This window comes from Pseudomonas sp. MWU13-2517 (assembly GCF_023242545.1).
In the GTDB taxonomy this organism is placed as follows: Bacteria; Pseudomonadota; Gammaproteobacteria; order Pseudomonadales; family Pseudomonadaceae; genus Aquipseudomonas.
Genome location: NZ_JALMFA010000002.1, coordinates 246,128 through 271,982, shown reverse-complemented (window position 1 = coordinate 271,982; position 25,855 = coordinate 246,128). Strand labels below are relative to the sequence as shown.

At 52.5% G+C, this 25,855-nt stretch carries 24 protein-coding genes; 1 reads left to right on the top strand and 23 read right to left on the bottom strand.

Annotated elements, in window-relative coordinates:
- The first annotated feature begins 50 nt into the window (after positions 1-50).
- Positions 51-218 (top strand): DUF2897 family protein, encoded by a 168-nt coding sequence (locus M5B97_RS03830; RefSeq protein ID WP_012722955.1) that lies wholly within the window; start codon positions 51-53, stop codon positions 216-218.
- A gap of 6 nt (positions 219-224) precedes the next feature.
- On the opposite strand, the gene M5B97_RS03825 is transcribed toward M5B97_RS03830, so the two are convergent.
- The 23 genes from M5B97_RS03825 to M5B97_RS03715 form a co-directional block, all read right to left on the bottom strand.
- Positions 225-1,073 carry a DUF1989 domain-containing protein gene (locus M5B97_RS03825; RefSeq protein ID WP_248730792.1) on the bottom strand — a complete coding sequence of 283 codons (849 nt, stop codon included), beginning with the start codon at positions 1,071-1,073 and terminating at the stop codon, positions 225-227.
- 218 nt (positions 1,074-1,291) lie between these two features.
- Positions 1,292-1,624 carry a helix-hairpin-helix domain-containing protein gene (locus tag M5B97_RS03820; RefSeq protein ID WP_248730791.1) on the bottom strand — a complete coding sequence of 111 codons (333 nt, stop codon included), beginning with the start codon at positions 1,622-1,624 and terminating at the stop codon, positions 1,292-1,294.
- 206 nt (positions 1,625-1,830) lie between these two features.
- Positions 1,831-3,264: a hypothetical protein gene (locus tag M5B97_RS03815; RefSeq protein WP_248730790.1), complete on the bottom strand. Its 1,434-nt coding sequence runs from the start codon at positions 3,262-3,264 to the stop codon at positions 1,831-1,833.
- A gap of 206 nt (positions 3,265-3,470) precedes the next feature.
- Positions 3,471-5,465, bottom strand: a complete 1,995-nt coding sequence (locus M5B97_RS03810) for a nucleoside-diphosphate sugar epimerase/dehydratase (RefSeq protein WP_248730914.1) — start codon at positions 5,463-5,465, stop codon at positions 3,471-3,473.
- Between the two features lie 95 nt (positions 5,466-5,560).
- Positions 5,561-6,580: a glycosyltransferase family 4 protein gene (locus M5B97_RS03805; protein WP_248730789.1), complete on the bottom strand. Its 1,020-nt coding sequence runs from the start codon at positions 6,578-6,580 to the stop codon at positions 5,561-5,563.
- Positions 6,577-7,542: an SDR family oxidoreductase gene (locus tag M5B97_RS03800; protein WP_248730913.1), complete on the bottom strand. Its 966-nt coding sequence runs from the start codon at positions 7,540-7,542 to the stop codon at positions 6,577-6,579. Before M5B97_RS03800 ends, M5B97_RS03805 begins: the two co-directional genes overlap by 4 nt.
- 13 nt (positions 7,543-7,555) lie before the next feature.
- Positions 7,556-8,476, bottom strand: coding sequence for a glycosyltransferase (locus tag M5B97_RS03795; protein ID WP_248730788.1), 921 nt, complete (start codon positions 8,474-8,476; stop codon positions 7,556-7,558).
- Positions 8,473-9,060, bottom strand: coding sequence for an acyltransferase (locus M5B97_RS03790; RefSeq protein WP_248730787.1), 588 nt, complete (start codon positions 9,058-9,060; stop codon positions 8,473-8,475). The genes M5B97_RS03795 and M5B97_RS03790 overlap by 4 nt, the downstream gene beginning before the upstream one ends.
- A gap of 17 nt (positions 9,061-9,077) precedes the next feature.
- Positions 9,078-10,082, bottom strand: a complete 1,005-nt coding sequence (locus tag M5B97_RS03785; RefSeq protein WP_248730786.1) for a glycosyltransferase family 2 protein — start codon at positions 10,080-10,082, stop codon at positions 9,078-9,080.
- A 5-nt stretch (positions 10,083-10,087) separates the two neighbouring features.
- A complete protein-coding gene (locus M5B97_RS03780; RefSeq protein WP_283100881.1) occupies positions 10,088-11,077 on the bottom strand; it encodes an EpsG family protein in 990 nt (329 codons plus the stop codon).
- A gap of 186 nt (positions 11,078-11,263) precedes the next feature.
- Positions 11,264-12,442 carry a glycosyltransferase family A protein gene (locus M5B97_RS03775; protein ID WP_248730784.1) on the bottom strand — a complete coding sequence of 393 codons (1,179 nt, stop codon included), beginning with the start codon at positions 12,440-12,442 and terminating at the stop codon, positions 11,264-11,266.
- A gap of 5 nt (positions 12,443-12,447) precedes the next feature.
- Positions 12,448-13,455 carry a polysaccharide biosynthesis protein gene (locus M5B97_RS03770; RefSeq protein WP_248730783.1) on the bottom strand — a complete coding sequence of 336 codons (1,008 nt, stop codon included), beginning with the start codon at positions 13,453-13,455 and terminating at the stop codon, positions 12,448-12,450.
- A gap of 14 nt (positions 13,456-13,469) precedes the next feature.
- Positions 13,470-14,831 carry an oligosaccharide flippase family protein gene (locus tag M5B97_RS03765; RefSeq protein ID WP_248730782.1) on the bottom strand — a complete coding sequence of 454 codons (1,362 nt, stop codon included), beginning with the start codon at positions 14,829-14,831 and terminating at the stop codon, positions 13,470-13,472.
- Complete coding sequence (locus M5B97_RS03760; RefSeq protein WP_248730781.1) at positions 14,828-15,976, bottom strand: DegT/DnrJ/EryC1/StrS family aminotransferase; 1,149 nt, start codon at positions 15,974-15,976, stop codon at positions 14,828-14,830. The genes M5B97_RS03765 and M5B97_RS03760 overlap by 4 nt, the downstream gene beginning before the upstream one ends.
- A 14-nt stretch (positions 15,977-15,990) precedes the next feature.
- Positions 15,991-17,052: a DegT/DnrJ/EryC1/StrS family aminotransferase gene (locus M5B97_RS03755; RefSeq protein ID WP_248730780.1), complete on the bottom strand. Its 1,062-nt coding sequence runs from the start codon at positions 17,050-17,052 to the stop codon at positions 15,991-15,993.
- Positions 17,053-17,097: 45 nt separating this feature from the next.
- Entirely contained in the window at positions 17,098-17,913 is an 816-nt protein-coding gene (locus M5B97_RS03750; RefSeq protein WP_248730779.1) for a GNAT family N-acetyltransferase, read from the bottom strand.
- Positions 17,914-18,217: 304 nt separating this feature from the next.
- Entirely contained in the window at positions 18,218-19,549 is a 1,332-nt protein-coding gene (locus M5B97_RS03745) for a Wzz/FepE/Etk N-terminal domain-containing protein (protein ID WP_248730778.1), read from the bottom strand.
- Positions 19,550-19,988: 439 nt separating this feature from the next.
- The gene (locus tag M5B97_RS03740) at positions 19,989-20,228 is read right to left on the bottom strand and encodes a lipopolysaccharide assembly protein LapA domain-containing protein (protein ID WP_248730777.1); all 240 of its coding nucleotides are present in this window, start codon (positions 20,226-20,228) and stop codon (positions 19,989-19,991) included.
- Between the two features lie 24 nt (positions 20,229-20,252).
- Positions 20,253-20,549: an integration host factor subunit beta gene (gene ihfB, locus M5B97_RS03735; protein WP_003189779.1), complete on the bottom strand. Its 297-nt coding sequence runs from the start codon at positions 20,547-20,549 to the stop codon at positions 20,253-20,255.
- A 131-nt stretch (positions 20,550-20,680) separates the two neighbouring features.
- A complete protein-coding gene (locus M5B97_RS03730) occupies positions 20,681-20,965 on the bottom strand; it encodes a hypothetical protein (RefSeq protein WP_248730776.1) in 285 nt (94 codons plus the stop codon).
- Positions 20,966-21,126: 161 nt separating this feature from the next.
- Positions 21,127-22,815 carry a 30S ribosomal protein S1 gene (rpsA, locus tag M5B97_RS03725; RefSeq protein WP_123715163.1) on the bottom strand — a complete coding sequence of 563 codons (1,689 nt, stop codon included), beginning with the start codon at positions 22,813-22,815 and terminating at the stop codon, positions 21,127-21,129.
- Positions 22,816-22,934: 119 nt separating this feature from the next.
- Positions 22,935-23,624, bottom strand: a complete 690-nt coding sequence (cmk, locus tag M5B97_RS03720; protein ID WP_003172653.1) for a (d)CMP kinase — start codon at positions 23,622-23,624, stop codon at positions 22,935-22,937.
- Positions 23,621-25,831: a bifunctional prephenate dehydrogenase/3-phosphoshikimate 1-carboxyvinyltransferase gene (locus M5B97_RS03715; protein WP_248730912.1), complete on the bottom strand. Its 2,211-nt coding sequence runs from the start codon at positions 25,829-25,831 to the stop codon at positions 23,621-23,623. Before M5B97_RS03715 ends, cmk begins: the two co-directional genes overlap by 4 nt.
- Between the last annotated feature and the right edge of the window lie 24 nt (positions 25,832-25,855).

The window sequence follows — 25,855 nt, the reverse complement described above, 5'->3', positions numbered from 1 at the left end:
TATTCCCGTGGGAAAGTTCTCCCACGGCAATCTGCCTCAAGGAGAGCCTTATGCCGTGGTATGCGTGGTTGATTTTAGTGGTGGCGATCGGGTCGATCGTCGGTGGGCTGATGATGCTGCGTGACAGCGCCAACAAAGTGGAACTCACCGACGAACAACGCAAGCGCGTGGCCGAGCGCAACGCCCAGGCGGATGCCAAGGATGCGCAGGATCGCTAAGCCGGCTTACTCCCAGGCCGCCTTGGCCATGTGCAAACCGTGCTGCCCTCTGTAGGCAGCACGTTCAGGCTGAGTCCAGCCGTTCAGTAACTCATCCTCCAGGCGGTAGATTTCGACACCCAGCGGACGACAGACCTTCAACGGGTCCTGCGCTTCCGGCCCCCACATCGGCAGTGAGAGGTCCCCGCCAGGGCAGGTCGACAGTGCGCACAGCAGATCAATCTCGGCGAAAAATTCCAGATAGTCCCCCTTCTGCGCCGGACAGGCTTTCATGAAGTACATATCGTCATGATTGAGGCCGGTGCACTGGAAGATATTCAGCACGTCATGCACGTCGAATTCCGTCAGGCCGTGGGGCAATACCGCACGCGTGAGGTTCGAGTGGCAATGATGATGGAAGTCTTCACCGGTCAGCATGCGGTTCACATACGGGTCGCAGCGCGTGCCAAGCAAATCATGCAAACGACCACCGTGTTCATCGATGCCATAACTGGCCAGGCTGTCATCGGTGATCGTCACCAGTGGTCTTAAAAATGGCAGGTTGGACCACAAACGGTCGTGGGTGCTGACATGCGCGCCCTGTAATTGTCTCGTACGTGCGGCCCACAGACGTTCGCGCGGGTCATTGGCATTCCACACGTTGAAGTCACCCACCTGCGGCCCCACCGGCGTCGTGACACGGAACACATGCCCGGCCGGCACTTTCCACGCCCTCCCCGTACGAATCGGTACCTCGAACTGCTCAATCAACGTGCGCTGATCCTTGCGATCACGAATACGCTCATAGAACGCCGTATCAACCTGCAATGCTGAGCCTTTACTGACTTGGTAAGCGGCCGGATAGTCTTCGTACATGCTGCAGATCCTCAATCAGGGCTAGGTAAACAGCGCCAAGACGGGCACTCCGAATCATTCAAGTACAAGCTCATGGCCTCGTCTGCCGCCTGTTTATTAGAGCGTAATGGTTGAACCATTTTCACTCCAAACGTAATCAGTATTCGTGCCAACGTCACGGGGTTCAGAAAATAAAAAGACCGGTCAATGACCGGCCTTCTAGACGAATTTTTACATCCTTAATTAATAATAAGCCTGTCGCGATTTTTCTCCAGCAATGCCTTGCCGATGCCCTTTACTTCAAGCAACTCATCCACCGCCGTGAACGGGCCATTACTTTCGCGGTAGGCAATGATCGCCTTGGCCTTGGCGGCACCGATGCCGAACAGGTCACGGCGCAACACCTCGGCGTCGGCGGAGTTCAGGTTGACCTTGGTGAACTGTTCGACTTTGTTCATCTGAACGGTGATAGGCGTTGCGGTTTCCGGCTTGATAGACGGGGCTGCGTTGGCGACAACAGAGAGAGTGGTGAGCAAGGCGAAGACCAGGGACGACAAGTAAGTGTTTTGCATTGGTGACGCTCCATGACATCGTTATAAGAAAGCAGCTTTCCGAAGCTGCCTCTCAAATCTAGGCAATTGCATGGATTAGTCAAAAACAGCTAAGTTACAAAACATGAGTTCAATACTTTCACATTAAGTGATAAACACCCTCGCAAAGCCTTCTTATCCGTTATGAAGGGGGCATTCATTATAGCGACCAAAAAGCCGCCTGCTGATTAGTGTGGTGCTACATTGATGCCTTTGGCTTCAAGCTGGCGGGTCAAATAGATCACTGCCGCTTTAAGTTGATAAAGCTCTTCACGATCCGACACCGACAGGTAGCCATCAGGATTGACCACCACTGCATCCGGGTTAGTCCTTTGAACATCTTGGGCCAAGTTACCGGTCTCATTACTGGTAATCTTCTGCCGTTTCTCTGTTACGACGCCTTTTGCGTCGGTTTCTTTCCACACAATATAGCGGTCAGACACATAGATTTTGTTGGCTAGCACACGCTGCATGCTTTTGGCATAATCGACTTCACCATGCACCTCTTGCAACTTGCTATCGGTTGGGGTCATGACACGGCCCGCCTGCACATCGCCTACAAAGTAACCGGAATAGTTGCTCTTGCCGCCAATTGCGTTGGCGTAAACACCATAGTTGGTGTCGTTTCGACCATCTACAATCGCACGGTAGCCAGTAGCTTGTTTACCATCGGTTGCGAGCACTGTCGAGCTGGCACCGCGTACGTCATCGGAGCCGCTCACTGCATTACTCACTCGCGCATCGATAGCGGTCACGCGCGCGAAGCCTGTTGACGCAGCGTTCGGCTCAATGCGTGACTCGCTAGCCACGAGCGGCGCGTTGCGTGCCCCCCCTCCTGAGACCAAGTCAGACGTGACGACGCCCATTACGCCGTTAGCGCGCTCGAAAGCGTTTGATACCGGCGAGTTGTTTGTCGCGTCAGTGAGCGAGTCAACCGCTTTGGCTGCGTTGGCTGCCGAGAATGCCCTTAGTGCAGAGTCTCGCCCTCTGGAGTCGGCCAGGATCGAATAGCCCCAATCTCCCGACTTTTTCAGGCCGGCAACTGACGCATTATCAATGCCCACCGCGCCTTTCGCATAACCCAGCACGCCATAACCAGGCCCGGCGCCGTTCAAGCGCTCACCATAAACGCCGGAGCCGTCAGCTGATTCATTTTTGCCATAAACACCATGACCATCGCCCGTCAGGATTTTGTAACCGGTGACACCGCTGCCGGTACCTGTTCCGCGCATCAGCCCGTAAACGCCTGACCCGTCACCATTCTCCCAACGAGTACCGATTACCCCATTACCCGGGCCGGCAGCACGTCGGTTGCCGACAATCGCATCCGCCATAGTCGTCCTGGTGGTGGCACCGCCTATGGCACCACCGCCCGCCCCACCGTCACCCTCGTCCAACGCATGAAAACCGTAGCCGGATGCAAGCGGGCCAATTGCATTGTGGTAAGCAAACACCGCATCAGATACGCCGTGCGTATCCTTGACCACGCGCAAAGAACTTGGCTTGTCCACCGCGTCATCGGTGACGATATTTACATGGTGGTCGGTAACTTCCGGGATAGGGTCGGCAATTACAACGCACGGAACGGCGCTTAACAGCAACGCCACGGCCCAATTTTTCATCAAAAATTTCCTTTAAAGTCAATTGTTCAATCATACCTAAACGCGATTGGCAAAGCTTTTCAGGCCGACACTTTTCATGAGTTTTCGGCTAAATACCAGAGAAGTGCCGCTACATCACTCAGCGCTCATCATGTAAAAAAAAGGCCGATCTATGTCGGCCTTGTTTTCCACAACGTTTTAGTATGAGCGACTTAGCGCAATTGTGCTCAGGGTTCCAGGCGACGTTGCTGGTAAATCCAGTCAACGATTTCACCATCAGGTGCGTAGCCACTCACGGTGTCACGCAGCAGTTGACGAACAAGCGTGTAATCATCCTGATCCACCGCTGCGAGCAGCTCGGTCAACTTGGCTTTAAGCACATCCCACGGCAGATAGTCTTCGTTAGCGCTCATGATCATCGGGTGTTGAGTCGCCACCACGTTGTCACCGATCAACAGCTCCTCGTACAGCTTTTCACCAGGCCGCAAGCCGGAGAACTCGATAGAAATGTCGCCATGCGGGTTCTTTTCAGAGCGCACGCTGAAACCTGAAAGGTGAATCATTTTTTCGGCCAGCTCGACAATTTTGACCGGTTCGCCCATGTCCAGCACGAACACGTCACCACCGCGGCCCATGGAACCCGCCTGGATGACCAACTGAGCCGCCTCCGGAATGGTCATGAAGTATCGCGTGATCTTCGGATGGGTCACCGTCAGCGGCCCACCCGACTTGATCTGTTTGTGAAAAAGCGGAATAACAGAACCTGAGGAACCCAGCACATTGCCAAAACGCACCATTGTAAAACGGGTCTTGTTAACGTGCGAAACGTTTGATTTTTCGCCAAATAAAACAGGTGCAATTTCGCGACTGAGCGACTGAAGCGTCAACTCGGCCAAACGCTTTGTGCTGCCCATCACGTTAGTCGGGCGAACGGCTTTATCGGTTGAAATCAACACAAAGTTTGCGACACCTACCTGAAGCGCAGCCTGAGCTGTATTCAGCGTACCGATCACATTGTTCAATATGCCTTCGGCAATGTTGTGCTCTACCATCGGTACGTGCTTATAAGCCGCCGCATGATAAACAGTATCAACATGCCAGGTTTTCATTACATCCAACAGCTTGGCCTTGTTGCGTACAGACCCCAGGATTGGCAACACTTTCACAGGCAGCGACTCGCGGACGACGCACTGTTCAAGTTCAGACAAAATACTGTAGAGATTAAACTCACTGTGCTCGAAAAGTAACAGGGTCGTCGGGCGCAGCGACAGGATCTGCCGACACAGCTCGGAACCAATAGAACCGCCTGCGCCGGTCACAAGTACGCTCTGACCCTTGATGCAATGTTCAAGCAATTCGTGCTGAGCTGGTACGGCGTCGCGGCCCAAGAGGTCGGCGATGTCGACCTCTTGAATATCGTCAACCTTCACACGCCCGCTGGCCAGATCCATGAAGCCTGGAACGCTTCTGACGTGCAGCGGAAAAACCTCCAGAAAACTGAGAATTTCGCGACGACGCGCCCGGTTTGAAGAAGGCAGTGCCAAAAGAATCTCTTGAGCACCGGTTATATCGATCATGCGCTGGATGTGCTTCGGTTTATATACCTGCAAACCGGAGATCACGCGGTCGGAAATACTCGCGTCATCGTCGATGAAGGCTACCGGGCGCATCACGCGGCCCATGCGCAGCGCGGCAACCAGTTGGTTACCCGCAGCCCCGGCACCATAGATGGCCACACGCGGCAGACCATCTTCACGACTGGTGAAAGGAACATGCTGAACCGTCGAAAACCAGTCACGAAGGAAATACTGACGCATCGCCAAGCGCAGGCCGCCAACCATGATCAGGCTGAGCCACCAGTAGTTGAAAATAATCGAGCGCGGAACGACCGTTTGGTGATTGCTATACCAATACACCAATACGCCCAGGATCAGGGACGAAAGGCTGACGGCCTTGATAATCGCAATTAACGCATCGTTACCGAAATAGCGCATGACCGCTCTGTACATTCCAAAACGAATGAACAAAGGGATCGCAACTATCGGCGCGGCAAGGAACAGCCACAAATGGTCTCGCAGAGGATTGACCATATCATCAATGCCAAGCCTTACGACAAATGCCAGCCATAACGCCGCCCACACGACGATTACATCAGTGGATACCTGAATAAGGCGTTTCTGACGCCGTGGTAGGCCCACAAGCATCGTCCGTAATTTCTCCATAACCCCTTCGTCCACCCAGACTGCTCCTACTGATTAAGCGCCAGCCCTGATTGTACGGTTCCCGGCGATTTTTGACTGAAAATATCACCGTGCTGCTAAGAAGCGTTTTCAAGCTTACCCGCATGAAACTTCACCGCCAACGCGACCAGCGGCAGGTAGGCCAGCAACAGACACACAAGGCCGTCGACCTGATATACCGCAGCGGCGATTGCCCAAGGCATAAGCCATGCCACGTTGATCGCAGCCACAGCCAACGTCACCGGGCGATGACGCCCGAAACGCCGCGAAGCGTATTGATAGGCATGGCTGCGATGAGCCTCGTAAATTTTATCACCGCGCATTAAGCGACGAGCCAGGGTGTAGGTCGCATCAACTACGAATACCCCGAGCAGGATCAACCAGGACCAAAAGAGATGTGACGACGTCCAGGCCGCCTGAATAGAGATAATCCCCAGCACAATGCCCAAAAAACCGCTGCCAGCGTCGCCCATAAAAATTCGCGCGGGGGGGAAGTTCCAAAAAAGGAACCCTATAACAGCCATAGCTAGTAAAAAAGGCAACCAAATCAGCTGGGGCAACCCGACAAACCAGTACAGTAAACAAGCGCCAAGACAGGCACATATAGCTTCGACGCTGGCGATACCGTCAATGCCATCCATAAAGTTATATAAATTCAGCATCCAGACTAAATAGAACGCTGCCAAGAAGTGGCCTACCCAGCCAAAATCAACACTGACGCCCATTAACTGAAGCGGCGGAAGCCCACCGAGCCAAAAAAGCGCCCACGCTGCAGCGCAAAAATGACCGAGCAGACGCCAGCGCGCCGCGATATGACCATGATCATCCATAAACCCGATAATCGCGATTAACGCGGCCGCACATCCCAAGCCAATCAGCACCTCTAGGGCAACCAGGTTTAAGTACCCGAGTACCGGCAAGCACAAAAGAAACGCCAGCACGATGGCCACGCCTCCACCGCGCGGGGTAGCGACCGAATGCGAGCTCCTTGCATTGGGGATGTCCATAATGCTTCTCGACAAAGCGTAACGCCTTAACGCGCCGGTCAGCACGAGCGACAGCAGAACAACGACGATAGCTAGAGACCGGAAAATCATTGTTTTTTAAGTTCCAAATAATGTAAAGCCGTTGCTCTAAGCGCTGCATCAACCGTCACCGGAGGCTGCCATTGCAGAACCGTTTTGGTCTTAGCAATATCGACCTGCAACGAACCCAATAGTCGCTGCGACAGATCCTTTTTTCCGACAGCCGCGGCAGTAACTTTCAACATACAACCAGGCACGGGAAGAAGATAAGCACGTTTATTCAACGCTTTGGCCATTTTTTTCAGCAGGCCCGTGGTTGATAAATCCTGCCCGTCACTGACCAGAAAGGTCTGATTAGCCGCTGCCGGGTGTGCAATACACGTCACGATCAGATCAACCAGGTTATTGATCGCGACCAGACTGCGGCAGTTACCTATAGCGCCAAACGGTAAAGGAACGCCCCTGTCCAACCAACGCATCATGCTTAGGAAATTGGCCTTAACGCCTGGGCCGTATACCAGTACCGGGCGAATAATGACGACCTGCATGCCGGTCTTTTCAGCCAGGGCACGAAGCCCGTCTTCGGCTTCCCTCTTCGACACGCCATACGGGTCGGTGGGGCAAGGCGCATCGTCAGCCTTATAAGGGCTGCCTGGCAGAGTGCCGTCGCCGTTTACTTTGATCGAGCTGATAAACACAAACCGCTTAACGCCTGCCGCCGCAGCTTGTGCCGCGAGGTGCAGAGTGCCGCCAACGTTGACCTTACGAAATTCGGCAAGCGGGTCCATCACAGTATCGTTCATCACATGCACGCGCGCCGCGCAATGAACGACAACCTCTTGGCCAACCAACGCCGTCGACCAGTCAACCGATTCGTCCAACGAGTCAAAATTTACCGTTTTCACAGACGCAGGAATTGAATCAACGTGTCGTCGTACCGCCGCCACACAGGGAATATTATCGGCGACTAACCGTTCGACTAATGCCCGACCAACAAAACCCGACGCCCCCGTCACAAATACGCTATTCATCAGCGTAGCCCTCGCACTAATAAATTCCTAAAATGATCACGATCGCTAAAAGAAAACGATCACGAAGTCGACGCCGTGTGCAATTGAAGTTCTTCACCAGGAAACTTAACGGAACTTTACCGGAAGCTTTTAACTCGGCAGGCAGTTGCGGCAGATCTGCTGACAACAGCTGGCTAATTTTGGCTATCTCAGCTCTGTACCAACCGGAACGCATCAACGACAGGCGAGCCATAAGCGCTTTTAAGCCCTGATTTGCGCCTACCTGATTATTAGAGTGCTGACGGTACAATATCTTTGGGCAAGGATCGATAAACCACACCAAGCCCTTGGCACGAAACCAAGCGTACATCAACCAATCATGCAGAGATACATTATTCGCCGCGGACCAGTTATCCACAAGAAACTGTTTGAAGGCACTCGCCTCTGCCACCTTCAATACATAACTACAGCCTGGGCCCGCAGCCTCAAAAATGAAGTCATACGTTTGTTGTGCTTGTGCCTTATTCAAGACCACTTGGCGGCCGTCGGGCCAAAACGCCGTGACGTTACCCGAGTAAGCCGACACACTGGGATTGGAAAGCTTTTGATGCGCTGATACGAGTTTGTCGGCGACCCAGATATCGTCTTGATCAGCGAAGGAAATATAGTCATAACCACTGAAATCTACATCACGAATCAAACGAAAGAAGTTTTTCGCCGCCCCGCCAAACTTAAGACCATAGGGCAATGGAATAACGCGTGCGTCAGCCTCGCTGAGTAAAGTCACCCATTGCTCAGTGTTATCTGACGATACATCGACACTTACAAACAATGTAACGTCGACACCTTGCTGACCAAGAATTGAGTCAACCTGCTCTTGCAGCCATTGGGTGCCGTTATAGGCCGCCATTAATACTGCCACGCGCGCCTTGGTGGGCGCGGTACTCAATGCGCTCATACCTCCACCCACGATGAGCTGGCGATGTCATAGGTTTTTATCACCTTAGCCGGCGACCCTACCGCAATACACATTGGCGGAATGGTGCGCGTCACTACCGACATGGCACCGATAATACTGCCTCGTCCGATAGTCACACCCGGCAGCACACACACGAACTCACCAAGCCACACATCGTCCTCAATAACGATAGGAGCAGACACGAGCTTGCGCTCGATAGGGCTCTCAAAAGGAGAGGAATGGGCTTCGCTGCCTTTATACACACCGTGGTTGTGGTCACTGATAAAGACCTTGCTCGCGATCAATACCCTGTCGCCGATTGTGATCGACTCAACACTGCCCAAGTGCACGTAATCATTGATTTGTACATCCTTACCAATATGGATACACGTGCCAGCCTTTTCGGGGAAAGCGTCAATTCTACAGCTTACCCCGGTAGTAAACCCCTTACCGATCGATACATGCCGCGCACCACGCATATAAAACGGACGTCGCACAATACGCGCGCTTGGGTAAAATAGCCTGCTATACACTACGTCACAGAGCAGCTTCAAAAGCCCTCTAAAACCATATACTTTCAGCACAATAGTTAACCTATAAATTAGTAAGGAGAATAGTTAATGAGTTTCAAACTTTTAGCAATTAAACGCAGCAGCCGCGGACACGTGGCCAGTCTCAACACCGCCTTGTGTTTAATTCCAAGTAATGCCTGAACGTCTGGGCTATTGGCCAGATTCATCTCAGGAAGCCCAATTAGCTTAACTGCTACGCTGTTGTACTCCGCATACGCCGGCATACGAAAAGCGGCGAGCACCAACGCATGGGAAATTTGCTTGGACACATGAGCAAGGAATAAATGATAGTATTGTTGCGCCACGCCATTTTTTTCAAGAAAGATGGATTCCAATCGAATGACCTCTATCAGCGAGTTAAAAAACACCCAACTAATAGAGCGGCTGGTACTATTATTTCTAACCAAGGCGTGGTAATAAACTTTAGAAACAAATGCTGTATGCGATGAGAAAAAAGAGACCGCCCTGGAAAAATACATGTCCTCACAGGCGCGGACCGCTGGAAACTCAATTGAGTGCTCTCGTAAAAATGAACGGCGGTACATCTTGTTGACGGGACTTGATAAAACCGCATCATCTAACATTGCCGCTTTGAAGATGGCATCCCCCGACAGTGTTTCAAAGCGGAAACGGCTGATTTCGTGCACAATCTTCTCGTCTTGCGTGACAAAGTCAAGACCAAAACTAATGAAATCCAACCGTTCCTCTGTCATGCGCGAGACTAAGTCTAAGCACAGGTCTTTATCAATCCAGTCATCTGCGTCAACAAAAACAATGTACTCCCCCGAGGCGACGCGCATACCCAGATTGCGCGCCACGCCTTGTCCACTATTGAGTTGTTCTAAAAATTTTACGTTTTGGTCATGCGCAAAAAATTCTTTGCAGACCTCCAGAGATCCGTCGGTGGAGCCGTCATCAACAATTATAATTTCAATATTTTTATAAGTCTGAGCCTTTAAACTTACCAAGCACCTCTGCAAAAACTCATGCACATTGAACACGGGAACAATAATTGAGCACATCGCTTCCGACATCAGGTTCACTCCCAGAAAAACAAATATGGTACAAAGGGCGATGGACCTTCGTTAAAGCTGTCCGAAAAATTCTTCATTTTTAGAATGAACGCAATAACCGCCACGCCCAACAGTGCTGCTTTAGACACGTTGGAAAGCGTGACACGATTGCTTGACATCGAAATGATGAAGTAGAGAAACGTCGCGAAACTGACTAATTGCAAAAATCTTAAGCCTGCGTATGAAAATTGCGCAACACCGAACATCAAGCATGCAATACCTAACAAAATACAGCAGGCCGAGAACGTATTTTTGCGTGTGCCAGGATCAAGCATCCATATGAAGAGCGCCGCAACAGTGACGATTAAAGTAGACAGCCCCGAAAAGATAGACGCGGTATAAATCTCAGAGTAATTTTGAAGTTTCGCGATGAAATACGGGTAGGCGCCGACGAAACCCACGGCGAATAGAACCGTGCAACCAATCAAGACCCTCCAGCGCCGGCTGTGAAGAACATACAACATCAGGCCAAGCAACCCACCCGAGCTTTGAATCAAGCTGGCCACCACTACCCAGGCGATGAACCTTTTCTCTTTGCCATCTCTTAAGTAAATTAACGCCCAAAAAACGATAGCAAACGAGAGTCCATAGCGGACCCCATTCATCACCATATCAAAATAATAAACGGGAATGATAAAGGCGCAAAAAAACAGCAATGATTGGTTTTTTTGAATCGCGCCCATTACCAAAAAAGCCGTCGTTATTGCGCCTAATGTGGCCAATACAGCTCTTGGCGAGTCCAAAAAACTCGAAAAAAACAGGATTAGTTCTTCAAACAAAGGCTCAAACGTGCGGGTATACTCGCCGGCCTCCGCGATGCGTTGTATTTCTTGCAAATAGACGGCCGTATCGATACCGACGTTACCTCTCAGCAATGCGATCAAAATCATCGGGAGCAGGCCTATGAAAAAGAATGTACGCGGCCACCTTGTGTAGCTACCAAACAAACTCGCCATCACAAAAAACAAGGTACTCGAAACATAAAATTCCATTAAAAACCTATTCACCTAAAAGCGTTACTGTTGAGATCCATCTATAAAAATTTAACGGTAAACCATATACCTCTTGCTATTTTGATTCACGGTAAACGGCGCAAGTCTTACTAAAAATCAAAACTAATGCCTTACCCTCTGCACGCGCGCTCACACCGGAAGCTTAAGCTTTGCAGGGCAATCAGCTAAAAAAAGTTGCAAGCCGTGACTCGCGCTGTACGTCGTCTCAAGCCCCTTCAACACTGAGCTATCAGTTGACACTTTTGACTTAAACAGCTTTGTAGAAATGCGTGACAGTACCCACGCAAACTCCGCCCACACCGAGCGAACCACTTGATAGATTACTTTCGCGTAACCATAGTGCGCTGCGGTTCGTCGAAAAGAACTAAACGTTTCTTTGTAAGAACGAGGAAAATAAACGAGGCACTTTACCAGCACCCGGCCAAAATTTGGATGTAGATTAAGGCCCTCAGACGCTTCTACTTTTTCAACGGCTTTCAACAGCGAATAGGACCACACCGTCGGCACCGAATAAAATTCCGGGATACGCTCATCCCATACCAAATTTTTAAACGGAGCAATATGAGCGTTGTCCCTTAGCTTGCCGTAATGCCCGCCTGAACTGCTTTGCCCAGAAGTACTCATACCTGAAGCACCCGGTATAATAACCGGATAATCTACCAGTACGCAGGCATTCGATTCATTGGCGATAAGAAAGGAGCTGTATATATCAGGGCTTACACCGCCAAATACCTGACCGTACTTCAACTTGATTCTGCGCGCCAAATCCGCAGAAATCATACCGGCATAGGCGCGGGGCATATCAAAAACCCCCCCCCCAAAATTATCAAGCGCATGGCGCATGGATGCTTTTAAGTCATGAGGTGTCACTGAGCCGTCAAAGGGCGTGATGTGCAGGGTTGCGGAATAAGCATTGCCTTGAGTGGAGTGCTTAAAGTCATCCCAGTAATACAACGCCGGAAAATTAAATTTCACAGAATCAATTTTCTTGCCTCGTGCCCACTCAGCGACCTGCACGATCTCTTTGCCAACAAAGTCGTCATCCCCGATGAACACCAAGTACTCACCGTCCGCAGAATCAAGCCCGAGATTAAAGTTATCGACCACACTGATGCCATGGCCCGACCTGATTAACTTTAAACGCGAGGCTGAGTAACTGTCCACGAAATGGTCAGAGATATCGTCAACAGGGCTGGAGTCGCACACCACCACTTGAATATCGGGCGACAGCTCTAAAATCGAACTAATCGATTGCACTGCGTAATGGGCACGGTTATGTGTAGGTATAATGACGCTTAACAAGGTCATGCTGATTAACCAATGTTCTGTTGAATATAGGTCAGCGTCAGCAGCAACTGCTTGATCTGCTCTACGCTCAATAGCTCTGTATTGTGCGAGGTGTAATCGTCAATCGCATTTGCTTCAGGCTGCCCTTCGATAATGAACTTATCGTAGTTCAGATCGCGGTTATCCGCAGGAATACGGTAGTACCTGCCCATGTCCTTGGCCTTGGCCATTTCTTCGCGAGACACTAACGACTCGTACAGTTTTTCGCCATGGCGTGTACCAATGATATTGACCACAGCTTCACTGGCAAACAGCTCTTTCAATGCAACGGTCAGGTCACCGATGGTGCTGGCCGGCGCTTTCTGTACGAAGATATCGCCTTGTTCGCCATGTTCAAAAGCATGCAGTACCAAATCGACAGAATCTTCCAGGCTCATCAAAAAGCGTGTCATGTTCGGATCAGTAACAGTCAGTGGAACGCCGGCCTTGATTTTATCGACGAACAGAGGAATTACCGAGCCACGCGAAGCCATCACGTTGCCGTAACGGGTTGCGCAAAAGACAGGGCCGCCTTCGCGAACGGTGCGCGACTTGGCGATCAGAATCTTCTCACCCATGGCCTTCGAAATACCCATGGCGTTGATCGGGTACACGGCTTTATCGGTGCTCAGGAGTACAACACGTTTTACATTGTTATCAATCGCGGCATTCAGGACGTTTTCGGTACCTGTGACGTTTGTCAGAACCGCTTCCATTGGGTAAAACTCGCAGGACGGTACTTGCTTCAAGGCAGCTGCGTGAAAAACATAATCAACGCCGGCCATAGCGCGATTGATGCTTTCATAATTTCTGACATCACCAATATGAAACTTGACTTTAGGATTGTTCAACGCAATCCGCATGTCTTCCTGTTTTTTTTCATCACGGCTGAAGACGATGATTTCTTTAACATCGGTGTTCAAAAACCGGTTCAGCACGGTGTTACCAAACGAGCCGGTACCGCCCGTGATCATCAAAACTTTATTGTCAAACATGGTTGAATCACCTATTAAATAAATATATATAGCGCAACGCCAAACACCGAGACAGATGTGAAAATCAACACCGACATCAGTAGCGCCGCGTTTTTTGCGTAGGCACCGACCTCAGGGAGTCTTGACGCCCTGATCCACGAAACCACAGTCGAAGCGATATGGTAGGCCGAGTAGGCGTAACAGACGGCTTCGATATTTTTCTCAGCGGCAGCAACGGTAGCCAACACCAGAGTCACTGCTGTCAGGCATGCAGACATTGAGGCTTGAAAACGATAATCCTTGGAAAAAATCAACAAACTATAAGGGATAAACCCAAACGCGCCAATGGCAAGACCGGGCAGCAATATCGCGATATAGCTTGCAATCAAGCGGTTACTTTCACTTGGCCCAACCCATAGCTGGATAATGGGAGCGCGGAACCACCACAGAATGAAGGTGGGCAAAGCCGTGACGAAAAAAACGGACAGGACAAATCGCTTCACTGTCTTGTGTGCTTGACCCAGCCTCCCCTGCGCCGCCTCACGCAACAGTATCGGCTGAAAATACTGACTGACTGGGCCTGCCAAAATAGAAATCGGCGTCATGCACAACAAGCTGGCCAAATAGTAAGGCGTTACACTGCTGGCCGAGGCGAATATGGAGATTATAGGCTTGTCCAGCTGAGTTACCGCGGCGCCCGCGGCGGAAAATAAAACCAGCGCGCCACCGGTCCTGGTCAGTGCTATAGCGTCCTTAAGTGTCGGCCGTTTTTCTTCAACACCCGGCGTAACGTGAGCGGAGACTCTCCTCATTACAGCAAGCCGTGAACACCACCAGTGCACGGCTGTGACCAGCAACTGAGTGATAATAAACACTTCAAGCGTAGCGGCTATATACATCAGCGCGGCGGCTGTTACACCCGCGCGAACGGCGACGCCTAAGATCTGTATACCACTGCCCAGTGTGTATTTTCGCCACGCTATCAAACTGCAGTAATAGAGGTTTTGCATAACGAGCAGCCAAAACAACACCACCGCACCGATCACCACCAGCCAGGAGGCCGAATCGCCAAAAAAGGCGAGCTTAAGTGCCACGGCGATGCCTAATAGAATGGCGTAAAAAACCGAAAGACTTAGTTCGGCTGTCTGTAGCAAAGTGCGCAGAGAGCGGCTGTCGTCGGAGGCAACGGAAACCTCCCTCCCAGTCAGGGTCGACATGCCCAAATCCATCATGACCAGAAGTGCTTGAAGCGACAGAATGACTGCCACGACGCCGAACTGCGCGCTGCCCAATAACCGGCTGTACCAGGGTAAAAAAAGGAAGGCCACCAGCAAGCTGGAAGACCTTCCCGCGTAAAGCATTAACATTCGCCCAATCGCAGGCACGCGCAACTTCATGCGCCGCTGTCGACTTTACTGGTTACTTTAACGCAGACGGCTTCTTTCAACGCGCTTGCGACATGCATGACATCAACATCGTTAAGCCACCAACCGCATGGCACGCCGATCACACTGCCCTGCAAATAATCTGTATTAGGCAATGCACAGGCATCCGCTTTGAAGCCACTGTAGGTGTCATTGCGCTGGTGCACGATAGAAGCCATTACCCCCTTGCTTTTTAACTCACTGAGTACGTGCTCTCGGTTATCGACAAATACCAAGAACACCCAGTACGCAGGTTTACTAAACTGCGGCACCGGAACAGGTGTTAGACCTTCTACTTCCTCCAGCAGCGCACGCAAGGTTTGCACATTCCTGGTCGTGCGCTCATGCCTGGCATGCAGCGTCGGAATTTGCGCGCAGCCCAGCGCTGAGCACAAGTTATTCATAGTCATACCCCAACCAATCTCGGGTATATCCGATGCGGGGCTAATTTCACCGCTTTTGCTTCTGAAGGTCGTGAAGTCAATACCAAATCGCCTTAACTGACGCGCTTTGATAGCCATTGACTCACTACGGCAGGCCAAAGCACCACCCTCCGTGGTGTTGATTTGCCGATTCGGGTAAAACGAGTAAATCGCAAAATCCCCATATGAACCAACTGGCACAGCTTCTTGCTCGGCGAGCAGGGCGTTGTCACAGTCTTCAATCAACGCGATATTGTGCTTCTTGCACAATTCGCTGATCTCTTTCGCTGGCCCAGGATAACCGGCAACGTGATACAAGATCACCGCTTTAGTTTTTTTACTGATTTTTGATTCAAGGTCTGCAAGGTCCATCGACACTGTGCCAGGGCTCACATCAACCCAAACGGGCAGCGCCTTGTGTTGTGCAATGGCCGAGTTGGTTGAAAGGCATGCAAAGGGAGTGGTCAACACCTCATCGCCTTCCTGCACGCCCGCCAGATGCAAAGCAAGGAATAACGCACTGGTCATATCGACCGTCGATACAACATGCGGCAGCCCGATGATTTGTTTCAGGCCTTCCTCAAACTTTGTTACCCACTCTCCTCCAGCGATCCTGCCGGAGCGCAATATGTCCAGCGCTACAGCCTCCATCTCAGGCAGACTGACGACGCCATATAGCGGGATGACTTCAGACATCAACTAGGCTCCGCTCAACCACGTTTGAGTACATGGACGATCCGCTCGCGGTCGTCATCGGACACCCACCACCCACATGGAATATGCACCAGGCGCTTGTAAAACTCGTCCAAGCCTGGCATTGCGCCGGCAAACGGTTTGAATACGGAGTGAAAGTGGTTGGGCCGATGAAGTTTTGAAGCCATCACGCCATTCGCGGCTAATAATTTCTCAACGTCGTCCGAGTCATCTGCCAATAGCGTGTACAGCCAGTAGGCCGGTTTGGCCTGTGCATCTACGGTCGCCGGCGCAATACCGGTTATCCCGATTAACGCTTGATCAAAATAACGCCCGTTATCGTGGTGTTTTTTCAACAACGGCGATATGCCCTCCAACTGCTTTAATCCAATCACAGCAGCGACGTTGTGCATATTGTATTTGTAACCTGCGGTCGTAATATCGACTTCGGTACGAGGCACGCCTTTCGCCAAACCAAACCAGCGCAGCTTCCGCGCCTCCGCCATCTGGTCCGGGTCCTTCATTACCAGCATCCCACCATCGACGGTGGTCATGTGTTTAATGGCTTGGAATGAATAAATCGCGTAGTCGGCCATCGAGCCGACAGGCTCGCCGCCATACTCAGCACCCAATGCATGGGCGCAATCTTCAATCAGAGAGATATTGTGCCGGTCCGCAATATCTCTGAGTTCTTTGAGGCGTGCAGGGTAACCGGCGTAATGTACGACGCAGATGGCCTTGGTCTTTTCGGTTACTGCAGCCTCTACAGCGTCAGGGCAAAGATTACCTGTTTTGCGCTCAACATCAGCAAATACCGGCGCCGCGCCCATTTGCAAAATAGTCGTATTGGTCGGCTCGGCCGTCATGGAAGTCGTGATGACTTCATCACCGGCGCCCACTCCTGCCAACAGCATCGACAGGTGAAGGGCTGCAGTGCCGCTGCTGGTTGCCAACACATTTTGCAGTTTGAAGGTTTCAGCAAATACTTGTTCAAAACGATAGACATGCTCCCCTTCAGAAATCATGCCACTGTAGAGTACCGACTCCAACGCAGGGAGCAGAATATCGCGTGGAGGCATTGCGACTTTCACGAGAGGTAGCGGTGGAGTTGTGTTTGACATTTTTTAGACCCGATCAAGAAATTTGATGTTCGGAAGCTCAACCGCCGTGCGGCCGCTTAAATATTTAACCATTCTAACGGCAGCAGACTGCAAATTAAGCGCCACTCCGCTTTTTTCCAATTCAGCTATCAAAGGGTCATCTTGAGCACTATTAAGAGACCACCTTGGGGGCATGGAAGCCATCATCAGGTCGACTACATCTCTACTGTTCCCTTCCCACTCTGCGACGGTGAGTCCGCTGTTTGAAGCCAATACAATAATTCGGGCGTTTTCATTTGAAATCACTTGACCACGAATCGCGAAAGGCGGCAGCCCGCGCGTCAAAAGACTGGTTGAATCAGGCCAATCGTTTGTCGCGTAATCCAGCTTGACACTATGTTCGATAACGCATTCAACAGAACCAAAGCGATCTTCCTGATCGATGACGAATCCTTGGCTGACGTAAACCTCGGGTTTTTGCGTCCAGAGCACCAATGCGCCCAAATTTTCGCGCTCGGCAAACTCGATAGCGCGGGCCATTAAACGTGAAGCCAGACCTTTTCCGCGCCACTGTTCAGCGACACACACAAGCCCTACCAGACCGATGGAGTTGCCTGAACCTATATCCAGAGACCTTACGACCAGAGCGGCGAGCGTTTCGTTCTGTTCTTCAGGGTTTATGAATTCAATGCAAGACACATTTTCTTCACGCGCCAGCCACGGAAAATGGGTAACCAAATCGATACCTCGCCCTCTGGAAGCAAAAAAAACCTCCCAAAATAGCGTACGCGCAGATTCAGGGGCCCCTGAAGAGATAATTGGCTTCAACGTAAAACCCATCCGACACAACTCCATTTCTCAACTCATCACGACGCAAACTGGAAGAATTTTTTCTGCAGTCCTCGGGTTACCGTATCAAAACCCTCAGCTCTGGCAAACCGTCATAGAAACCTCAACGATCCATAAAGCAAACTTGAGCACGACGTCCGACAATTGGCATTTATTACCCGTTCAGAGTCAGGGCGCCTGAAACAGCATCAGTACCGAAATATGAAGATCTCGCATGGAAGAGATTACCTGATTAGTCATCTGAAAATTCGTTCGCGCTACGACGCGCAATCGAGGATGAAATGCTCAAGGCTACCTAAAGCTTGCTTACCAGCGCCGGAGTAGATTTATCCTCCGTGAGAACCTGTTCAGAGCTAAAAAAACTTGGACGGCGACGCAGCAAACTGCGCGCGACGGCAACTGCCCCTCCTAGCGCGAGACCCGCAAGCAAGCCGATCAGGATGATCAGCATTTTTTTCGGTTTGACCGGTCGCAGCGGCTGTAGAGCCTGCTGATCTATGACGGCGAGCTTCAGCTCATCCATATTTGTATTGAAAAGCTTCAACCTTACGACTTCAGCACGCAACGGCTCTACACCCGCAAGAAAAATATCTTCATTTTTACGCTGCCCCAGCACCTCAACCTCACGGTTGGCCTTGAGCAACTGCAGCTCTTTGGCTATTTGAGCGATACGCCCTTCGGTAAAGTCATCTGACTTACGTGCCTGCAACGCCGTGCGTTCAGCTTGAAGCGCTTCAACCCCCATAAAATAGAGCGGGATTTGTTGATTGTTTATTTCTGTTCGCATGATGCTACCGCTTTCACGGCGCGACTCGCCCAACGATGTCGGCGAGGAGGGTTTTTCTATACCCAATGACTTGGCAATGCCTATCGCCTCATTTAATTGAGCGATCCGGTCAGCCCGTTGAATTTTCAGTTGCTCACGGAGTGCTTTCAGTTCGTCCGTCAATTGAGCGCGTCGAAGGCTGTCTACTTCTTGCAAAGAAGCGATCCTAGCTTCCTTGCTATTTAAATAATTCGCCCGTGCGGCGTCTAGCTTAACAGATAGCTCATTGAGCCTATTTTGTATGATGACGTTCAAGTCAGCCGCGATTTGCTTTCGCTCAGACGCGATAGCATAGCCGACAAAATTGTTAAGTATTGTAACGCCATCAACGCCTTGGGGATAATTCATCTCCAGCCTGATGAAAGTGCTTATGGAGTCAGACGTCTTGGCATCGGGCAAAATGAGCTTGATCGAGTTTTGATTGAACGCCTCGAAACTCTGCTCAAGGCTGCGCCCTGGACGAACAAAGCTCTTGAAGAGCTGTTGATTCTCACGAAAAAACCCCAACCTCGTCTCGTACGACTCCAGCGCAGCGCCCACTTTCAAAAGCGCCTCACGGGAAGACAGCCTATAAAGCTCAGACCGATTCAGTGCATCCAACTCGTTAATAGCGGCGGGGCGCAAGACACTACTGACCTGATACTCAGGGGTAGCCGAAAAGGCGTAAATGGCCGCCACCAGCACAGCGCCTGCGGCGAATAGCGCGATGAGTTTTTTCTGCTGCATAACGGATTGAAAAAGCGCGACGAGGTCGATCTCGTCGGACGAGGGCACCGAGGGCGCACGGAAATTACTACTCACAACAAAAACCTGCCTTCAAGGAGAAACTGCGGGCTCGTTATGCAGACGATTTGCTGTGTTTATTTATAATTATGTTAATACCGCTCAAAACCCGGCGTCGCTGCTAGGTCAGGAACACACAAAAATGCCTGTTATCGAGAATGCCCCGCATTTTGCCATCTATCGCTTACATTACAAGCCTTGACAAGTATGTAGGGCATTTCCTTGCGTGCGTAGGGAGCTTTCCGATGCGTGCAAATATGAGATGCCGCGAGGTTTTTGAAAGAGGCTATCGATCAAATTGATCACCGGTGCGCTAGGTTGTCCGACGAACGGATGAGCCGGTTGGGAGCGCTGAAGGCCGAGCAATCAGCAACACCACAGCTAAGCGCAATTGCCGTGAGCAACCCTGCGCAATGAAAAGTTCCAACGATCAAGACCAAACCAAAATGGCCAGATACTAAACTTTATGCCTTATCCGCCGACTGTTTTTTAGCCCGCTGAGCAAAAAAAGCGCAGGCCCCACTAACAGACCGATGATCAAAGCCACTACTATAAACAACGAAACAGGCAGGGATGGCGTAGCCCACCCAACGAACGACAACGCCGTTTTTTGTTGGTTTTCCAGTGCGAACGCCAAAACCCCAAACGCAATAATCAGCACAATCAACACTGCAAAAACGCGCTTAACCCCACGCATAACTTTCTCCTGCCCCAAAAAAACTCAGACGCCTTCTTCCTCTTCTTCGTTCACCCGATCGCGCAATTCCTTGCCCGGCTTGAAATGGGGAACGAACTTGCCATCGAGGCTGACGGACTGACCCGTCTTTGGGTTGCGGCCTACGCGCGGTGCGCGATAGTGCAATGAGAAACTGCCAAAGCCTCGGATCTCGATACGATCTCCGGTAGCCAGGCACTGGGACATTTGCTCAAGCATGGTCTTGATGGCCAACTCCACATCCTTGGATGAGAGCAGCCCTTGATGGGTGACAATACGTTCGATCAACTCCGACTTCGTCATATTTTTCCCTTCTTTTTCAAGCAGCTAGGAAAAGCGCTCCGAAGGTTTTAGCATGACTTGATGAATTTGAACAGCCCAAGTGGCGACTTATCTACAGGATCGATCGACACCCGCAAACTCACCTCAGGACCTCAATTGCAGATCACCAACATAGTGCGCGTTACGGCGCCAGCGGGGTTCCATCCAAACATGTAGTCGCCCTCCTCATCCTCGGCGTCGCTGGACCGAGTGATAACCTTATAGCCTTGCGCCTTGCACTCGCGCGCAGCGCGCTTCTCGCACTTGTCCCAGCCTGAGCCAAGCCCGGAGCAGTCAATCTCTATGCCACTCACGCCACGTCTGGCGTGGGTCTTGGCACTCGTGGCAGCACACCCCACGAGCATTACGACTGCAAACACCACGATCAGCCTCTTCATTGAGATCCTTATTGAAACAACACCAGGAAAATCGCTTTCCTGAAAACTATAGCCAGTTCCTACCCTGAGCTGTAGACCTCACCTCTCGGTTGTTGATTCAACGAATTTCAGGCACAAAAAAGGGCGACCGAAGTCGCCCTTTTTCTATCGCTTTACAGAACTTAGTTCTGCTTAGCCATTGCTTCGCGCAGCAGGGAGGCCATAGTGGTCTCGCCTGGTGCAGCAGCATCCGGAGCAGTTTTCAGGCTCTGGATTGCTTCTTTCTCTTCAGCATCGTCTTTCGACTTGATGGAGAGCTGGATCACGCGACTCTTGCGGTCAACGCTGATGATCTTGGCTTCTACTTCCTGGCCTTCTTTCAGAACGTTGCGCGCATCTTCAACGCGGTCACGGCTGATTTCGGAGGCTTTCAGAGTTGCTTCGATATCGTCGGCCAGAACGATGATGGCGCCTTTGGCGTCAACTTCTTTCACAGTGCCTTTAACGATGGCGCCTTTGTCGTTGTCCTGAACGTATTCAGAGAACGGATCGCTTTCCAGTTGCTTGATACCCAGGGAGATACGCTCGCGCTCTGGGTCAACCGACAGGATAACGGTGTCCAGCTCGTCGCCCTTCTTGAAACGACGAACAGCTTCTTCGCCAACTTCGTTCCAGGAGATGTCGGACAGGTGAACCAGGCCGTCGATGCCGCCGTCCAGACCAATGAAGATACCGAAATCGGTGATCGACTTGATGGTGCCGGAGATTTTATCGCCCTTGTTGAACTGGCCAGAGAAATCTTCCCATGGGTTAGATTTGCACTGCTTGATGCCCAGGGAGATACGACGACGCTCTTCGTCGATGTCCAGAACCATGACTTCCACTTCGTCGCCGACTTGTACGACTTTCGAAGGGTGGATGTTCTTGTTGGTCCAGTCCATTTCGGAAACGTGTACCAGGCCTTCAACGCCTTCTTCCAGCTCAGCGAAGCAGCCGTAGTCGGTCAGGTTGGTTACACGCGCGGTTACGCGAGTGCTTTCTGGGTAACGGGCTTTGATAGCGACCCATGGATCTTCACCCAGTTGCTTCAGGCCCAGGGAAACACGGTTGCGCTCGCGATCGTATTTCAGAACCTTGACATCGATCTCGTCGCCAACGTTGACGATTTCGGAAGGATGCTTGATACGCTTCCAAGCCATGTCGGTAATGTGCAGCAGGCCATCCACGCCACCCAGGTCGACGAATGCGCCGTAGTCGGTGAGGTTTTTGACGATACCTTTGACTTGTTGGCCTTCCTGCAGGGATTCCAGCAGAGCTTCACGCTCGGCGGAGTTCTCTGCTTCCAGGACGCTGCGACGGGAAACGACAACGTTGTTGCGCTTCTGGTCGAGCTTGATGACCTTGAATTCGAGCTCTTTGCCTTCCAGGTGCGTGGTGTCGCGCACTGGACGAACGTCGACCAAAGAACCTGGCAGGAACGCACGGATGCCGTTAACGTCGACAGTGAAGCCGCCTTTAACCTTACCGTTGATAACGCCCTTGACCACTTCTTCAGCTGCGAAGGCTGCTTCGAGAACAATCCAGCATTCAGCGCGCTTGGCTTTTTCACGGGACAGCTTGGTTTCACCGAAACCGTCTTCAACCGAGTCCAGAGCAACGTGAACTTCGTCACCGACCTTGATAGTCAGGTCACCAGCATCGTTGTAGAACTGTTCCAGCGGGATCAGAGCTTCAGACTTCAGACCAGCGTGAACGGTTACCCAGCGAGCTTGGTAATCGATATCAACGATAACACCGGTGATGATGGAGCCTGCCTGAAGGTTCAGGGTTTTTAGGCTTTCTTCAAAGAGTTCCGCAAAGCTTTCGCTCATTTTAATTCCTGTTGATAAGGGCGAAGAATACGCCCATCTCCACACCCCAGACGGTGTGGGTCAGTTTCAATTAAAAGAAGCACCACAGGACTATGACTGGTCCCCTGCGGCCTTCTTGGTCACCCGGCGATGTCGCGAATGGCGATCTCGCTCAAGATGCGTTCCAGCACCTGCTCGATGGACAACTCCGTGGAATCCAGCTGTATGGCATCAGCCGCCGGCTTGAGCGGGGCTACTGCGCGCTGGGTATCACGCTCATCGCGTGCACGGATCTCATCTAGCAGACTCGACAGACTAACACCATCGACTTTTCCCTTCAACTGCAAGTAGCGGCGGCGAGCCCGCTCCTCAGCACTGGCGGTCAGGAAAATCTTCAACGGCGCCTCGGGAAACACCACGGTCCCCATGTCACGGCCGTCGGCCACCAGGCCCGGCGGCTCCTGGAAAGCCCGCTGACGCTGCAGCAGCGCATCACGCACGGCCGGCAGCGCGGCAACCTGGGAAGCCCAGGAGCCTACCTGTTCATTACGCAGGTCATCCGTTACATCATCCCCTTCCAGAATGATGCGTTGGGGATGACCTTCCGTCGCGCCCACGAACTGCACATCAAGGTGCGCCGCCAGCAGCTTCAGGGATTCTTCGTTGGTCAGGTCGACGCCATGGTTGCGTGCAGCAAACGCCAGCAAGCGGTACAACGCGCCGGAGTCCAGCAGGCACCAGCCCAGCCGCTTGGCCAGGATGCCAGCGATCGTGCCTTTGCCCGAGCCACTTGGCCCGTCGATGGTAATCACCGGTGCTTTGATATTCACAATTGAGCCTCTTGGGCAACACGAATGCCGACTTGGGCACACAATGTAAGAAAATTCGGAAAAGATGTCGCAACGTTGGCGCAATCACGGATACGAATCGGCGCCGCCGCCCTCAGGGAAGCCACGCTGAACGCCATGGCAACCCGGTGATCGCCATGCGCATGCACGTCACCACCGCCCATCGGACCACCGTCAATGATAATCCCATCGGGGGTCGGTTCACACTTCACCCCAAGTGCAAGCAGACCATCGGCCATGACCTGGATACGGTCAGACTCCTTCACACGCAACTCTGCAGCCCCACGCAACACGGTTCGCCCTTCGGCACAGGCCGCCGCGACAAACAGCACCGGAAACTCGTCGATTGCCAACGGCACCAGCGCTTCGGGAATCTCGATGCCCTTCAACGCAGCCGCGCGCACACGCAGGTCCGCTACCGGCTCACCGCCGACTTCACGCTGGTTTTCCAGAGTGATATCCGCCCCCATCAGCCGCAGGATATCGATGACCCCGGTGCGCGTCGGATTGATGCCGACATGCTCCAGCAACAGCTCGGAGCCTTCGGCAATCGAAGCAGCCACCAGGAAGAACGCCGAAGAGGAAATATCCCCTGGCACTTCTATATGAGTAGCGGTCAATGCATGGCCCGACTCCAGCGAAGCAGTCGCCCCTTCCACCGCCACCGGGTAACCGAAGCCGCGCAACATCCGCTCGGTATGGTCACGGGTTGGTGCAGGCTCCACCACCGCGGTTGTACCCTCGGCGTACAACCCTGCCAGCAACAAACAGGATTTGACCTGGGCACTGGCCATCGGCATGGCGTAACTCAGGCCTTTCAGCGACTGGCCACCCCGAATGGTCAGCGGCGAGCGCCCTTCCGGTCCGGTTTCGATCACCGCCCCCATTTCCCTCAGCGGCTTGACCACGCGATTCATCGGTCGCTTGGACAGGGATACGTCGCCAGTCAGTACGCTGTCAAAACGTTGCGCAGCGAGTAAACCGGCGAGCAGGCGCATGGAGGTGCCAGAGTTACCGAGATAAATCGGCCCGGGCGCCGGCTTCAAGCCATGCAACCCCACGCCATGGATGGTCACGCGCCCATGGTGCGGGCCTTCGATCACTACTCCCATGTCGCGAAACGCCTGCAAGGTCGCCAGGGCATCTTCACCTTCAAGGAAACCTTCGACCTCAGTCACGCCCTCGGCCAATGAACCGAGCATGATCGAGCGATGAGAGATCGACTTGTCACCCGGCACCCGGATGCTTCCGCTCAAGCGGCCACCTGGGTTGGCGAGGAAGGTCAGGTCATCGGCGTTCACAGCGGTTTCCATGTAGGCCCGGCGCGCCAGGATCTTGCTGAAATGCTCACGTGCTACCCGCGCACGGGTGAACACGCCCAATAATTGATGACCATCCCCGGCATCAACCGCGTCGCGCAAGGCATCGAGGTCACTGCGAAAGGTGTCCAGGGTGCGCAACACCGCTTCGCGATTGGCGAGGAAGATGTCGTGCCACATCACCGGGTCACTGCCGGCAATCCGCGTGAAGTCGCGGAAACCACCCGCGGCGTAGCGAAAAATATCCAGGTTTTCGTTGCGCTTGGCCAAGGAATCCACCAGGCCAAATGCCAGCAAATGCGGCAGATGACTGGTCGCGGCCAGCACTTCATCGTGGCGCTCGACCTGCATATGCTCGACATCCGCGCCCAACTCACGCCACAAACGATCCACCACCGCCAACGCAGCCGGGTCGGTTTGCTCCAGCGGCGTCAAGATGACCTTATGGCGGCGAAACAGCTGCGCATTGGATGCCTCTACCCCACTCTGCTCGGAACCGGCAATCGGATGGCCCGGCACGAAGCGCGCCGGCATACCACCAAACGCCTGTTGCGCCGCACGCACCACATTCCCCTTGGCACTGCCGACGTCCGTCAGGATTGCCTGGTCAAGGTCCATGCCGGCCAATACAGCCAGCAATTTCTCCATGGCCAGGATCGGCACGGCGAGCTGAATCACGTCAGCGCCGCGGCACGCGAGCGCCAGGTCCGCCTCACAACGATCCACCACCCCCAGCTCAACCGCCAGCTTGCGCGATTGCGGGTCCAGGTCCACACCGACCACTTCGCCGCACAGCCCGCTTTCACGCAGGCCCTTGGCAAAGGAGCCACCGATCAATCCCAGGCCGACCACCACCAGGCGGCCGATCATAGGCACAGCAGGTTGCAATGCGGT